The sequence below is a fragment of the Glycomyces sp. NPDC050141 genome, assembly GCF_055586545.1.
In genome coordinates this window covers 100417-114339 of record NZ_JBVJHZ010000014.1, presented here as the reverse complement: position 1 = coordinate 114339, position 13923 = coordinate 100417, and the positions used below count along the sequence as shown (strand labels likewise).

Here is a 13923-nt window from a genome sequence, read left to right as displayed (position 1 = left end):
CCCCCCCCCCCCCCCCCCCCCCCCCCCCCCCCCCCCCCCCCCCCCCCCCCCCCCCCCCCCCCCCCCCCCCCCCCCCCCCCCCCCCCCCCCCCGCTGTTCCGTTACGCCGCAGTGAGGTCGATGACGACCTTGACGTCGCCGGGCTCGCTCGTGAAGGCCTCCGCGTAGCGGCTCAACGGCACACGGCGGGTGATGAGGCGGCCGAGCCAGGCCTGGTCGGCCCCGGCGAGCAGGCGCGCCGCGTCGGCGTAGTGGTCCAGGTTGGCGTTGACCGTCCCGAAGACCACGTCGTTCTCCAGCACGATCCGCCGGTTCACGCCGCCCGCGTCGACCGCCACGGACCGGCCCTCGGGCGAGACGCCCGTCAGGCAGGTGATCCCGAACGCCCCGGTCGCGGCCATCGCGTCGAACACGAGCGCCGAGGCGCCCGTCGCCTCGATGACGATGTCCGGTTCGGACGCGGCCACCGCCTCGGCCATGGTCTCGCAGTGGTAGGCCGCGCCCAGCTCGGCGACGAGCTTCGGCTTCGGGCCGCTCTCGTTGCGGTCGAAGACGTGCACCTCGAGCCCGCGCTGCGCGCCGATCTGCGCGGCGAGCAGCCCGATCGGGCCCGCACCGGTGACCAGGACCGTGCGCGGCTCGAACCAGGCGCGGGAGCCGATCCTGTCGATCTGGTCCCAGGCCTTCGCGAGGACGCTCATCGGCTCCAGCAGGACACCCACATCGGACAGTTCCGGGTCGAGCTTCACCGCGTACTCGGCCTCGACGGTCCACAGTTCACTGCCGAAACCGTCGAGCTGCTTGATGCCGCGCTCCATGTAGTCGCCGTTGCGGCACGAGTCGAACTGCCCGCGCGCGCACGCCCCGCACGGCACCGGATCGGGTCGGCGCACCACGCCCACCACGAGGTCGCCAGGGGCGAAACCGCTGCCCTCAGGGGCCGACCGGACCCGGCCGAGCGATTCGTGGCCGATGACCATCCGCTCGGCTCCGTCAGGGGCCCACCCGTACTCGCCGTTCGCCAGCTCCTTGTCGGTGCCGCACACCCCGAGCGCGAGCCCCTCGACCAGCAGCTCGCCCACGCCGGGCGACGGATCGTCGACCTCGGTGACTTCCAGCGTGCCCCCGCTTCCGGGGGCAAACGTCAAGGCGCGCATGGCGACCCTCTCCCTCTCGTCGGTCGGCGGACGCGAACGGCGCTTCCCCGGGCGCGTCATCGGTACTACCATGTGGGATCTGCCGAGCAAGGGAGCGCGCGATGACCGGTGCCGCCGACACCCACACTGTCACGAATCAGGTCCCGCCGCTGGTGGATCGCAACCTGTTCGAGTCCAACGCGCCGCTGCGCGAGGCCGCCGCGTGGGCGGGAGCCGACGCGATCGCCCCGCGCGCGAGGGCCCTCGGCGACGCCCTCGCGGGCGCGGAGGCGGCGCGGTGGGCCGACGAGGCGCACCGGTACCCGCCGGTGCTGCGCACCCACGACCGGTACGGGAACCGCGTGGACGAGGTCGAGTTCCACCCGTCGTGGCACCGGTTCATGCGCCTCGCCGTGGAGCACGGCGCGCACGCCATGCCGTGGGCCGAACCCGGGCCGGGCGCGCACGCCGGGCGCGCAGTGCTGTTGTCGCTGCTCGCCCAGACCGAGCCGGGGCACTGCTGCCCGATCTCGATGACGTACGCGGCCGTCCCCGCCCTCCGCGCCAGCCCCGCGCTCGCGGCCGAGTGGGAACCGCTCATCACCGCGCCCGAGTACGACCCGGGCCTGCGCCCGCCGCAGGAGAAGGCCGGCGTGCTCGTCGGGATGGCCATGACCGAGAAACAGGGCGGCTCGGACGTGCGCGCGAACACCACGGCCGCAACGCCTTCCACTGACGGGACGTACACCCTGCGCGGCCACAAGTGGTTCTGCTCCGCGCCGATGAACGACGCGTTCCTCGTGCTCGCCCAGGCGCCCGGCGGGCTCTCGTGCTTCCTGCTCCCCCGCGTCATGCCCGACGGCACCCGCAACGCGATCCGCTTGCAGCGCTTGAAGGACAAGCTCGGCAACCGCTCGAACGCCTCAGCCGAGATCGAACTGCACGACGCCGTCGCGCACCTCGTCGGCGAAGAGGGCCGCGGGGTCGCCCACATCATCGAGATGGTCAACCACACCCGGCTCGACTGCGTCATCGCCACCGCCGCCGGGATGCGGCAGAGCACCACCGAGGCGGTCTGGCACGCCGCGCACCGCAGCGCCTTCGGCGCCAAGCTCATCGACCAGCCGCTCATGACGCAGGTGCTCGCCGACCTCTGCGTCGAGTCCGAGGCGGCCACCGCCACGATGATGCGCCTGGCCTCGGCGTACGACGACCCCGGCCAGGCCGCGTTCCGCAGGCTCGCAACCGCCGTCGCGAAGTACTGGGTGTGCAAGCGCGGCCCGGGGCACGCCGCCGAGGCCCTGGAATGCCTGGGCGGCAACGGGTACATCGAAGAAGCACCGCTCGCCCGCCGCTACCGCGAGCAGCCTCTCCTGTCCATTTGGGAGGGTTCGGGGAACGTCATCTGCCTCGACGTGCTGCGCGCGCTCGCGACCGCGCCCGAAGCCGCCGAAGCGTTCCTCGCCGAGGTCACGCCCTCCGCCGAAGCGGACGTCCGGCTCGGCGCGCACCTCAAAGGGCTCAAGGAACGCCTCAAGGGCGCCGAACCCGCCGGGGCCCGGCGCCTCACCGAAGACCTCGGCCTGGCCCTCCAGGCCTCACTGCTGATCCGCCATTCCCCGGCCGAAGTCGCCGACGCCTTCTGCGCCACCCGTCTCGGCCCCGACCGGGGCCTGAACTACGGTGCGGCGCAGACAAAAATGGCGGCGGCGATCGTCGCCCGGCACCTGCCCGCCTGAATCAGGCGTTGAGGCCCTTGACGAAGAAGTCGAGGGAGTGCGAGACCTCAGGGAGGTTCGGCGAATGGTTGAGGTGGCCGTGGGTCATGCCTGCGGCCAGGTAGGACTCGACCGGGACGCCCACCTCGCGGAGCTGGCGTTCGAGCAGGTCGGCGGAGGCGCGGAGGTCGTCGTACTCGGAGACGACGATGCGCACGGGCGGCAGACCGTCCAAACGGGCCGCGCCAGGGAGGGCGTCCGCCGGGACGTCGCTGATGCGCCCCACGTAGTTGCGGACCATGTCCTCGACGCCCTCGGGCTCGAACCGGAACGGCACGGCGTTCATCTCGACGCTCATGGCCGGGCTCAGCGAGGGGTTCGGGTAGTGCGCGAACGGGTAGGCGAGCAGCAGCACGTCGGCCGCACGGCCGCCGGAGTCCCTGGTGCGCAACGCGGCCGAGAGGGCGAGCGCGGCACCGGCGCTGGCGCCGCCGAGGCCGATCGGACCTTCGGTGCCCGCGTTCTCGGTCCACCAGTTCCAGGCGGCGTGCACGTCGTCGATCGGGACCGGGTACTTGACGGTGCCGTCGGCGAGCCGGTAGTCCACTGAGGCCACCGCCACTCCGGCGCGGCGGGCGAGCTCGATGCTCACGCCGTGGCCCTCGAACATGTCGAGGTCGCCGTGGCGGAAACCGCCGCCGTGGCACCACAGGACGGCGCCGTTGAGCGGGCCTTCGGGGCGGTAGAAGCGCACCGGGATCGGGCCGTGCGGGCCGTCGATCACCGTGTCCTCGATCGCGACCCCGGTGGCGTCCCAGGCGAGGGCGTCGCCGATGTACTCGCGCATGTACGCCTGCGCGAGCGCGCCTTTCTCCTCGTCAGAACCGCCTGGCGCGGTGGCTTCCGCGATCCCCTGGAACATCGTGGTGAAGTACTCGTCGACCGGCAACGTCGCCTCCTCGAATCAGTGCAGCACCTGAATCATCGCGTGCGTGCCGCTGATGCGCCACTTGGGGGAAGCGGTATCCAACTCGGTGAGACGGGCCGGGTCGATGCCGATGGCGAGGTCCGACTTCGCGGTCCGCAGGGCGGCCACGTCGCCAGGGAAGTACGCGACGACCTCGCCGAAGGGCGTGGTCGGGTCCCATTCACGGTCGCCGACGAGGCGGCGGTAGTTCAAGTCGCCCTTGACGATCACGAGCCGGGCGGCCGCGAAATCGCGGGCGAGGCCTGCCGGGAGGTGCCGGTAGGTCGAGGGCAGCGCGTAGAAGCCGTGGGTGCGGACAATGAGCTGGTCGTCACGGATCGCGTCGCGCAGGCGCTGGGCGAGGGCCTGCACGGGCTTGTTCGGGTTGGCGGCCAACGTGTCGAGGGTGGCGAGGAGGTCGTTGCCGGTGGCGTCGGAGACGAAGTAGGGGTGCGGCTTGAGGTGCAGCTCCACTTTCCCCGTCTCCAGGAGCGCGTCGATCAGGGCGAGGTCGGCGGTGAGTTCGCGGCCCGCGTTGTCGGCCACCACGATCACGGGTCCGCTGCCGGGTCCGTCGACGAGGTCCCCGATCGCGGCACTGTCGTCGACTACGACATCGCTCTGCCCCGCAATGGAAGTGGTCGTGCGGAAGCCGAGGTCGGCCTGGTTGCCCCACAGGCTCGCGAAGAGCAGGGCCCGGCGGCGCTCCTCGGGCTCGCGTTCGCTGAGCGCGGCGTAGGTGTCGAGGTCGGACCGCAGTTCGTCCCCTGCGAGCTGCGCGTGCTTCTGCGGCGCGAAGAGGTCGACGCCGCCCCAGGGGCTCTCAGCGTCGAAGTACTCGGTCGCTTCGAGCAGGCGGCGGTAGAAGTACGACTCGGCCCACAGGTACGGCAGGGCGCTCCAGGGCGTGCCCGCGCGGGCGGCGATCTCCGCTTCCCAGAACTCACGGTTCGGGCCGGGCGGGACCTCGGCGGGGACCGTGCCATTCAGGGACTCCTCGAGCAGGGCTTCGAGGCGGGCGCGGATGCGCGGCGGGTACGGGAGGTCGGCGATGAGGTTCGCGATGAGGACCGGGTGGCGCTCGTGGAAGCAGGCCCGGCTGAAGGAGCCGGGCCGGTCGATGCCGATGCGCGGGGGCAGGTCAGCCATTGCCGCTCCGTTCGTTCGCGGTGGAGCCGACCAGCGATTCGATCGCTGGCCGGAGTCGGTCGTCCGGGTCCTCGGCGGTGAGCACCAGGTGGTGGAGGGCGCCGGTGACAGCCAGCGCGACGGTGCGGGGGTCGGCGGCGGTGCGGCCGAGGCGGCGTTCGGCTTCGAGGTAGTCGGCGGCGGCCTGCTCGATGGTGTCGAGGGCGGTGTCGCCGCCGAGGACGTCGTGGACGCGGTCGGCGAGTTCGGGGCGGAGGACGAGGAGGCGCGCGAGCGCGGCGAGGGTGTCGCGGGGGATGGCGAGGAGGGTGTCGCCGAGGTTGGCGGCGGGGTCGCCGGTTCCGGCCTGTTCGGGGAGCGTGCGGGCGGCGGCGATGACGACGAAGGAGCGGTCGACGGCGTAGGCGGCGAGGAAGTCGTCGAGGTCGGTGAAGTGGGCGTAGAGGAGTCCGGCGGCGACGCGGGCTTCGGTGGTGACGGCGCGGCCGCTGAGTTTTCCGGGGCCGTCGCGGAGGATGACGCGCTCGGCGGCGGTGAACAGCTGCTGGCGCAGCTCGGGTATTGCGACTCCTCGTGGCACGGGGCCCAGTGTATCGGGCTGCGGAGGGGGCCTCGCCGCGAGTTTGAGCAATCGTTCATACTCATGATGAACACTTGTTCAAACTGATCGGAGGCGAAGATGCGGAAGAAGCGCAAGGCGATCGTGGTGGGCGCGGGGATCGCCGGGCTGGCGGCGGCGCTGCGGCTGCACCGGGCGGGCTGGGACGCGGTCGTGGTCGAGCGCGCGCCCGAGCGGCGCAGCAGCGGGTACATGCTCAATCTGCTCGGGAGCGGCTTCGACGCGGTCGAGGCGCTGGGACTCTTGCCGGAGTTGGGGAAGCGTGATCTCGGCGCGTTCACGTCGGTGCTCGTGCGGGCGGACGGCTCGGTGAAGTTCACGGTGCCGCAGGCGATCGTGGAGGCCGCGCAGGGCGCGCGGGCGATGTCGGCGTTCCGGGGTGACCTGGAGTCGGTGCTGTTCGAGGCGGTCGAGGGCACCGCCGAGTTCCGCTTCGGCGTCACCGTGACTGCCGTGGCGCAGGACGCGAACGGTCTCACCGCGACGCTCAGCGACGGCTCGACCGAGCACGCGGACCTGCTGATCGGCGCGGACGGACTGCACTCGTGTATCCGTAGCCTCGCATTCGGCGAGGAGTCGGAATTCCGGGTCGACCTGGACCATATGGTCGGCGCGTTCCCGCTCAGCCGGGTCCCTCAAGGTCTCGCGGAAGGCAGCGGTACCACGTTCATCGGCCCGCACCGCACGGCGGCCGTGATCAACCTCGGGCCCGGCCGGTCGTCGGCGTTCTTCGCCTACCGCGGCCCCGCGACGGACCTCGAACGCGGCCCGGCCGCCGCGCTGGGCGAGGTCTTCGGGGACCTGGGCGGCGGTGTCCCGGATGCGCTGGATCAGCTCCGGAGTGTCGCATCAGGCGCCTATTTCGACTCGGTGAGCCAGATCCGCATGGACGCTTGGAGCAGCGGCCGGGTCGTCCTGCTCGGAGACGCCGCGTGGTGCGTAACGCTCTTCGCCGGATACGGTGCGGGCCTGGCGCTCTCGGGCGCGGACCGGCTCGGCGGGGCCTTGGAACGCCACGGCGACGACGTCAATGCCGCGCTCGCCGAATGGGAAGCGGGCCTGCGCCCGGAGGTCGTGAAGCGTCAGGCCTTGGCGCGCAGGGGCATCGCCCAGTTCGCGCCGCCCACGGCGTTCCACGTGTGGATGAGCGACATGATGATGCGCGCCATCACCCTCCCCGGCGTCAGCACGCTGGTGCGCCGTTCGATCGAGAAGGCGCGCTAGCGGTTCGCGCTCGCCGCTCCCGCCGCCGCGATCGCGGATCAGCTCAGGACGAGGGGGCGGACCGAGCCCCTGAGGACGAGGTGGGTGCCGAGGATCGTGTGCGGGGGCGGGCCGCCTTGGCGGGCGTGTTCGAGGGCGAGGCGGACGGCGGTGCGGCCCAGTTCCTCGTGGGGCTGGTAGACGGTGGTGAGGTCGATGTCGGCGGCCGGGGGCAGGTCGTCGAAGCCGACCATGGAGATGTCCTCGGGGACGCGGAGGCCGTGTTCGAGGAGGGCCTGGCGGGCCCCGGCGGCGATCTGGTCGTTGCCTGAGAAGACCGCCGTGTAGTCGGGCGGCCCGGCGGCCAGGCGCTCCTTCATCATCCGGTAGCCCTCGAAGCGCTCGAAGGTGCCGTCGACCTCGAGCCCGGGGTCGGGTGCGACGCCGTAGGCGGCGAGGGCCTTGCGGTAGCCCTCGATGCGGGCGTCGGCCGTGGTGAACCCGGGGCGGCGGCCGAGGTAGAGGATGCGCTTGTGGCCGTTGGAAAGCAGGTGGCTCGTGGCGGCGAACGCTCCGCCGGTGTTGTCGTACTCGACCACTACGGCCGGGACGTCGGGGCCGAGCGGGGGCCGCCCGCACAGGACGAGGCGGGAGCCGATCGCGGCGAGCGCGTGCGCGTACCGGCTCATGCGGGCCCGGTACTCGGCGTCGGCGTTGACGTTGCCGACGAGGATCACGGCCTCGGGGTGCTGCTCGCGCATGAACTGGACCATGGCGAGTTCGCGTTCGGCGTCGCCGCCGGTGGTGCCGATCTGGCACAGGCGGCTGTCCTCGGCGGCCTGGGTCTGAACCCCTTGGGCCACATGGGCGTAGTGCGGGGAGATCACCGAGTTGACGATGATGGCGATGCTCTTGCGGGTGGTGCCCTGGAGGGCGCGGGCGTGGTGGTTGGCGACGTAGTCGAGCTCTTCGACGGCGCGCATGACCTTGCTGCGGGTCGCGGGCGCGGCCGGGTAGGTGCCGGAGAGGATGCGCGAGACGGTGGCGACCGAGACGCCGGCCCGTTCGGCGACCTCGCGGATGGTGGTGTGGCGCGTCCCGTCGCCCGAAGCACTCGCTTTGCGCGCCAAAGAACTCACCTCGGTTAAACAGTTTCAAGAACGGTTACTGAAACCATGATTCCCGGTTGGTGAGGGCGTGTCAAGTTCACGCGGCTTCGCGGACCGCCATGGAGCCTTTGCCGCCACTGGAGTGGATACGCAGGATCAGGCGCATCGGCAGCAGGCGGCTGAGGGCCGCGATGGCCTTGTTGTGCCAGCCGGGGATACTCACGGCCTTGCCTTTGCGCAGGTCCCGCAGCGCGGCCGCGACGAGGGTGTCGGCTTGGAGCCAGAGGAAGCGCGGGACGGCGGTCATGTTCATGCGCGCGGTGTCGTGGAACCCGGTGCGGGTGAAACCGGGGCACAGGACCATGACCTTCACGCCGTGCGGCCGGGCCTTGACGGCCGCCGACTGGCTGAAGTTGATGACCCACGCCTTGCTCGCCGAATACGTCGAGCTGGGGAAGAACCCGAGCACCGAGCCGGTGTTGACGATGCCGCCGCTGCCTCGTTCGATCATGGCGGGCAGGGCCGCGACCGTGAGGCGCAGGACCGCTTCGACGTGCAGCCGCGACATGGCGATCTCGGCTTCGATCGGGGTGTCCAGGAATTCTGTCGGGTGACCGAATCCGGCGTTGTTGACGAGGAGGTCGAGGCCTGTGCGGCAGTGTGCCTCGATGCGGGCGATGTCGGCTTCGGCGGTGAGGTCGGCCGTGACGGTCTCGGTCTCGGTGTCGAGTGTCGCCGCGATGGCTTGCAGCCCTTCGGTGTCGCGGTCGACGAGGACGAGCCGGTAGCCCTCGCGGGCGAGCGCCTGGGCGAAGGCGGCCCCGATGCCGGAGGCGGCGCCGGTGACGAGGGCGGTGGGGGTGGCGTGCATCGGCCGAGTCTATGGGGTGGGGAGCGGCCCTCCTCTCAGGCGCCGCTCCCCCGCTCCTTACTGCTCGCTCTGGAACAGCGTCTCGGCCTCGGTGAAGAAGAGGTCGGCCGCTTCGGCCGGGGTCATCTCGCCGTACTGGACCTGGCCGTAGATCTCGGTGAACTTGGCCTCGATGGAACCGGCGGCGGCCGGGGGCACCACCGGGGCCTCGATGAGGTACTGCTCCACAGTGGCCTCGTAGTCGAGCACGACCTGCGAGGCCTCGTCGATCTCGACGCTGGCGAGGCCGGTCTTCGTCGAAGGGATGCCCCGGTTCGTGCCGAGGATCGCGGCGGCCTCGGGGTCGGAGAGCATGAACTCGATGAGTTTGGCGCTCTCGGCCGGGAACTCGGAGTTCGCTGCGATCACGAACTGCACGGACGGGCGCAGGTGCAGGGCGAGGTTGCTCGGGTCGGCGGAGGGCGGCGGGGCGAGCGCGAGCGTGCCGCCGCCTTCTTCCACGGCCGCCCAGTAGCCGCTCATCGCGGTGTCCCAGCGCAGTTCGCTGGCCATCACGCCGCCCGCGACGCCGGGCGCGGTCGCCTCGGCGGCGACGTCCGGCGTGGGCATCGCGCCCGAGGAGACGAGCGCGGTGGTCGAGGACCACCACTCGACGAGCTGGTCCTTGGTGAACGCGAGGCTCGCGGCGTCGTCGGCGTAGAACGCGCCGCCCTGCTGCCGCAGCCACAACTCCATGAGCAGGTACGAGCTGGCCCAGTCGCTGCCGCCCCACTTGCCTTCGCCGAGCGCCGTGGTCATCTGGGCGATGAGCGCGCCGTACTCCTCCCACGAGTACCCGGCTTCGGGCGCGGCGATGCCGTGCTCCTCGAACCAGTCCGGGCGGTAGATGAGGCCGAACATGTTGCTGCCCACCGGGACGGCGACGAGTTTGCCGTCGAGCTTGGCGGTCTCGAGCACGCCGTCGCGGAAGTCGTCGGTCGCCACGACGCCGTCGAGGGGCAGCAGCATCCCGGTGGCGCCGAACTGGCGCAGGCGCGGGTAGTCCATCTGGAACACGTCGGGGAGGTCGCGCGAGGCCATGCGGCCGGTCAGGCTCTCCCAGTAGGCCGGGTAGTCGGCGAAGTTCGCGCGGACCTTGATGCCCGGGTGCTTCTCCATGAACAGGTCGACGGCCTGCCTGGTGACCTCGGCGCGGGCGTCGTCGCCCCACCACTCGAAGCCGATCTCGACCGGGTCCTCGGCGGTCCCGGCCGGGCTGTCGTCGCCGCACGCGGCCGCCGCGCCGAGCGCGGCGGCGGCCGTGGCGCCCGCGAGCAGGCTCCGGCGGCGGAGGGGATTGTGGATCGACATTGATGCACTCCTTCTGGTGTGAGGGGAGGGGATGGGGGGAAGCGGGCGGGGGTGGGGCATCGGCATTGTTAAATCGTTTTAACTTTCGATGTGTCACCTTAGATCGCGCTTTCCAACGCTGTCAAGGTGCTCGGGTCGAGATTCAGTCCCTCCCGGCGTAGATCCGGGCGCGGAGCAGGTGGCGGCCCGGTTCGAGCACGCCGGTGAGCACCGGGAGCACCGTTGCGGGCCAGTAGAGGTGCGTGCCGGGCATCGGGGAGACGAGCCCGGCGCAGCGGTTCCCACGCCCTTGCGAGGCGCTGTCGTCCACGATCTCGCTGCGGATGCCTTGGGAGACAACGCTGACGCGGTCGTTCGCGACTGCCGCGTCGTGGCCGTCGCGCGGGACGCACCAGCCGCCTTCGCCGGTGTGGAGCCGCCGCGCGGTGTCGATCTCGTGGGTGCGGGTGTGCCAGCCGTCGGGCGTCGCCTCCATTGTGGTGGTGACCCGCACGTCTTCCCAGGGGTGCCAGGTGACGGTGACCGTGCCGTCGGCGCCGATGACGCCGTCGTCGGAGTCCTCGCGGCCCCGCCAGTGGCGGCCGTCCTCCGAGAACACCAGGGCGCCGTCAGGGGCGGCCGCTTCCAGGCCGGGGCCGTCCACCGAGTGCGAGAAGCCGGTGAGGGTCGAGTAGGCGAGCTTGCCGTAGGTGTCCTTGCCGCCGCGCATCATCGCCCGCCAGGCCTGGCCGTTCAGGCGAGTGACGTGGCCTCCGGTGTCGCGCACATGGACGGCGCGCGCGGGCGGGTGCGGCTCGACCACCGGGCCGGGCAGCGCTGGCTCGGCAGTCCAGAAGGGATGGTCGGTTCCGGCGAGCAGGCCCGTGAAGACCTTCGAGGCCCACCAGGGGGAACCTGCCGTGAGGTACTGCTCGACCAGGGCGTCGTTCGGGTAGCCGTAGCCGATGCTGAGGCGCCCGTCCGGTTCCAGAATCGGCTTGTCCCACCACCATGCGAGGTGGCGGCGGCTGAACCCGGCGGCCTCGGCCCACGGCACCGCCTCCACGTCGGCGGCGGCCAGCGCGCCCCACAGGCAGCCCTGCGCGAAGCGGTAGCCGAGGCTGCGTCCATAGGGGACGCCCGCGCCGTCGGCGGCGAACCAGGAGCGGAACTTGCGGGCGAAGGCGGCGGCCGGTTCGACGAAGCGGTCGTCGCCCGTGATGCGGTAGTGGAGCAGGCCGTAGGTGTGGAAGGCGAAGGGGTTGTAGTAGTCGACGCGGTTGCCGGGGCCGTCCTCGTACACGCCGTCGCCGAGATGGAACTCCCCCAGTCGTTTGAGGTGGGCGTCGGCGATCGCGGGGTCGCGTTCGGCGCCGATGGCGTCGAGGCCGTGCCCGGCGAGGACGGGGAAGAACCGCCAGTTGCTGTCGATGACCTCGGCCTGGTAGGCCTGGGTGAGCCAGGCGGTGACGTGGTCTTTGTCCTTGGACGCCAGGGGGTCCCAGAGCTGTTCGGGGGCGAGGGTGAGGGCCCAGCCGAGGGCGGCGGACTCGACGCAGCGCTGGTTGCGGGCTCCGACGTCGCCGATGTACCACTCGCCGCTCGGGTCGAGGGCGAGCGCGACGGTGTGCGCGAGGCGGTGCCAGAGGTCGTCCGGCACGGCGTCCTTGGCGGGTGCGAGGCCCCACAGCGGCCGCGTGACCAGTTCGAACCAGTTCTCCAGGTGGGAATGGTTCGACATGGTCACGGGCATCTCGTCCGGCCCGCGGGCGGCGAGGTCGACGGCGGGTCGGCCGAGGGCGACCGCCGCTTCCTGCCAGCCGGTGTAGGTCGGTTCGAGCGGCCCGAAGGCCCGCAGTGGGGTGGTCACAGAGCACTCGCTATCGGTTCGTGGGGCGGGGCCGCCGGTGCGCCCCCGCCTTGCGGTCAGTAGGTGATGCGGGGCGCGGGCGGGGTATTCATTCCCGCGCCGAGGAAGTAGTCGGGGTGGTGGGACTGCATGTACCCGTGGAGGGTCATGGCGTTGCGGTAGGCGGGGTTGTGCGCCAGGGTGTAGAGCCTGGTGGTCGTGGGTTTGTCGGTGGTGAAGACGATGAGCTGGTTGTAGGCGGCGTTGGTGTAGACGGCTTCTTCGCGCCAGTCGCCGAAGAGGTCGCCGACGAGGGTGGGGCCGCTCTGGGCGGCGGTGACGGCGCCGTAGTTCCAGGTGCTCTCGATGCGGGGCAGGCTGCCGGTGGGGGTGGGGTTGAGCGGGTCCCACTCCTCGATCTTGCCGGCGTTGAGCAGTTCCATGGTGAGGTCGCCGTCCCACCACAGGCCCAGTTGCGGCCAGGGCCGCAGCCCGGTATCGGGTTCGGTGAGGGTGTTCTGGGAGGCGTTGTAGAGGCCGTCGAAGGACCAGACCTCCATGCCGGGGTAGCGGGGGTCGACGTCCCCGGCCATGCCGCGGCCGACGTCGGCGGTGCCGCTGAGGGTGTGCTTCCAGATCATCTGGCCCGTGGAAGCGTCGTAGTAGTACTCGCGCAGTCCGCTGGGGTTGTCCTGCTGGACGCCGTAGCCTTCGAGGCCGGGGCGGGCGGGGTCGATGTCGGCGATGTGGAAGCGGTCGCCGTGGATGATCCCTTGGCTCGCAAGGGAGTAGCGGAGGGTGCCGTCGCCGTTGAGGACGAAGCCGATCTCGGCCACTTCGTCCTTGCCGTCGCCGTTGACGTCGATGATGCGGGTGTTGTGGCCGTCGGGGGCGTCGGTGGAGCCGCGCAGCCACTTCCATTGCTGGGTGAGGTTCTGGCCGCTCCAGTTCCAGGCGGCGATCATGAGGTTGAAGGAGCCGTCGTCCTTGCGGTTCTTCATGAACGCGACGAGGCTGGGGGTGACGCCGTCGAGGTAGCCGACGCCGAAGCGGGCGGCCAGGGGGCCGTCGGCGAGGTAGTCGGTGGGGACGGCGGACCAGTTGCGCAGGGCGCCGGTCTGGCCGTCGAGGACGGCCATGAACTGGCGGTTGTCGTCGGCGTGGGTCCAGGTGGCGCCGTCGCCGAAGGTCACGCCGTCGGCGATCTTCAGAGCGACTTCGGCGCGGCCGTCCATGTTGAAGTCGTAGACGGTGACGCCGTCGTTGTGGCCCACGTCGACGGTGGCGGAGCCGGGTTCGATGTTGTCCTGGTTGGTGCTGTTGGGGCCGAGATCGACCTCCCACAGGAACGTGCCGTCGCTCTTGTACGCCTCGATGGACTGGGGCGAGGTCTGGCGGTCGACGACGTAGTCGTACTCGCCGTCGAGGTCGCCGGTCCAGGTGAACTTGACGGGGCCGCCGTCGCGCAGCGGGATGCGGACGACGGGTTCCTCGGCGTGGTTGGCGCTCAAGGTGAACGCGGTACTGGGCTGCTGCTCGGTACCGCCGGTGACGGCGGTGACGCGGTAGGCGTTGGCCTGCGCGAGGTTCGCGGTCGAGTCGGTGTAGTTGGTGCCGCCGGTGAGCGGCGAGGCGTTGAGCTTGGTCCAGGCGCCGCCCGCGGTGGAGCGGTAGACGTTGAAGCCGGTGCCGCTCGGATCGAGGCCGAGGAGGCGCCAGCTGACGAGGACGCTGGCGGCGCTGGACCGGACGGCGACGACGCCGCGGCCGAGGTCTTCCATGGGGCGGACGGTCTGCTGGACGGTGACGGGTTCTTGAGCGTGGGTGGTCGTGGCATTCAGGGCGAAGGCGGCGGAGGCGGCCAGGAGTCCGACCACCGCCCCAGCGACCCGAACTCGCGTAAACGTTTCCATGACGGCTCCAAGTATGCCGGTTGGAACGGAAGCGACTGCGGGCCGGTCGTCATGCCTTGA

Annotated in this window: 11 protein-coding genes; 2 read left to right on the top strand and 9 right to left on the bottom strand. The window is 71.2% G+C overall.

Features of this window, described 5'->3' with window-relative positions; genetic code table 11:
- Positions 1-101: 101 nt before the first annotated feature.
- On the bottom strand, positions 102-1157 hold the full coding sequence (locus ACZ60M_RS11250) for a glucose 1-dehydrogenase (RefSeq protein ID WP_465417065.1): 1056 nt from the start codon (positions 1155-1157) through the stop codon (positions 102-104).
- A gap of 101 nt (positions 1158-1258) precedes the next feature.
- On the opposite strand from ACZ60M_RS11250, the gene ACZ60M_RS11245 reads away from it, so the two are divergent.
- Positions 1259-2875 (top strand): acyl-CoA dehydrogenase family protein, encoded by a 1617-nt coding sequence (locus ACZ60M_RS11245; RefSeq protein WP_465417063.1) that lies wholly within the window; start codon positions 1259-1261, stop codon positions 2873-2875.
- A gap of 1 nt (position 2876) precedes the next feature.
- Here ACZ60M_RS11245 and ACZ60M_RS11240 read toward each other — a convergent pair whose 3' ends face one another.
- From ACZ60M_RS11240 to ACZ60M_RS11230, 3 genes are read right to left on the bottom strand one after another with little or no spacing between them, the layout of a single operon-like run.
- On the bottom strand, positions 2877-3803 hold the full coding sequence (locus ACZ60M_RS11240) for an alpha/beta hydrolase (protein WP_465417061.1): 927 nt from the start codon (positions 3801-3803) through the stop codon (positions 2877-2879).
- Between the two features lie 15 nt (positions 3804-3818).
- Positions 3819-4970: a damage-control phosphatase ARMT1 family protein gene (locus ACZ60M_RS11235; protein WP_465417059.1), complete on the bottom strand. Its 1152-nt coding sequence runs from the start codon at positions 4968-4970 to the stop codon at positions 3819-3821.
- Positions 4963-5550, bottom strand: a complete 588-nt coding sequence (locus ACZ60M_RS11230; RefSeq protein WP_465417057.1) for a TetR family transcriptional regulator — start codon at positions 5548-5550, stop codon at positions 4963-4965. The genes ACZ60M_RS11235 and ACZ60M_RS11230 overlap by 8 nt, the downstream gene beginning before the upstream one ends.
- Positions 5551-5649: 99 nt before the next feature.
- Here ACZ60M_RS11230 and ACZ60M_RS11225 point away from each other — a divergent pair, with 99 nt between their 5' ends.
- Positions 5650-6813, top strand: coding sequence for an FAD-dependent oxidoreductase (locus tag ACZ60M_RS11225; protein WP_465417055.1), 1164 nt, complete (start codon positions 5650-5652; stop codon positions 6811-6813).
- Between the two features lie 38 nt (positions 6814-6851).
- Here the strand turns inward: ACZ60M_RS11225 and ACZ60M_RS11220 are convergent, their stop codons facing one another.
- From ACZ60M_RS11220 to ACZ60M_RS11200, 5 genes are all read right to left on the bottom strand, one after another.
- The gene (locus ACZ60M_RS11220; protein WP_465417053.1) at positions 6852-7931 is read right to left on the bottom strand and encodes a LacI family DNA-binding transcriptional regulator; all 1080 of its coding nucleotides are present in this window, start codon (positions 7929-7931) and stop codon (positions 6852-6854) included.
- Positions 7932-7998: 67 nt separating this feature from the next.
- Positions 7999-8772: an SDR family NAD(P)-dependent oxidoreductase gene (locus tag ACZ60M_RS11215; RefSeq protein ID WP_465417051.1), complete on the bottom strand. Its 774-nt coding sequence runs from the start codon at positions 8770-8772 to the stop codon at positions 7999-8001.
- A 57-nt stretch (positions 8773-8829) separates the two neighbouring features.
- Positions 8830-10122, bottom strand: coding sequence for an ABC transporter substrate-binding protein (locus ACZ60M_RS11210; RefSeq protein WP_465417049.1), 1293 nt, complete (start codon positions 10120-10122; stop codon positions 8830-8832).
- Between the two features lie 142 nt (positions 10123-10264).
- Positions 10265-11971, bottom strand: coding sequence for a DUF2264 domain-containing protein (locus ACZ60M_RS11205; protein WP_465417047.1), 1707 nt, complete (start codon positions 11969-11971; stop codon positions 10265-10267).
- A 56-nt stretch (positions 11972-12027) separates the two neighbouring features.
- Positions 12028-13863: a rhamnogalacturonan lyase family protein gene (locus tag ACZ60M_RS11200; RefSeq protein ID WP_465417046.1), complete on the bottom strand. Its 1836-nt coding sequence runs from the start codon at positions 13861-13863 to the stop codon at positions 12028-12030.
- Positions 13864-13923 lie beyond the last annotated feature (60 nt).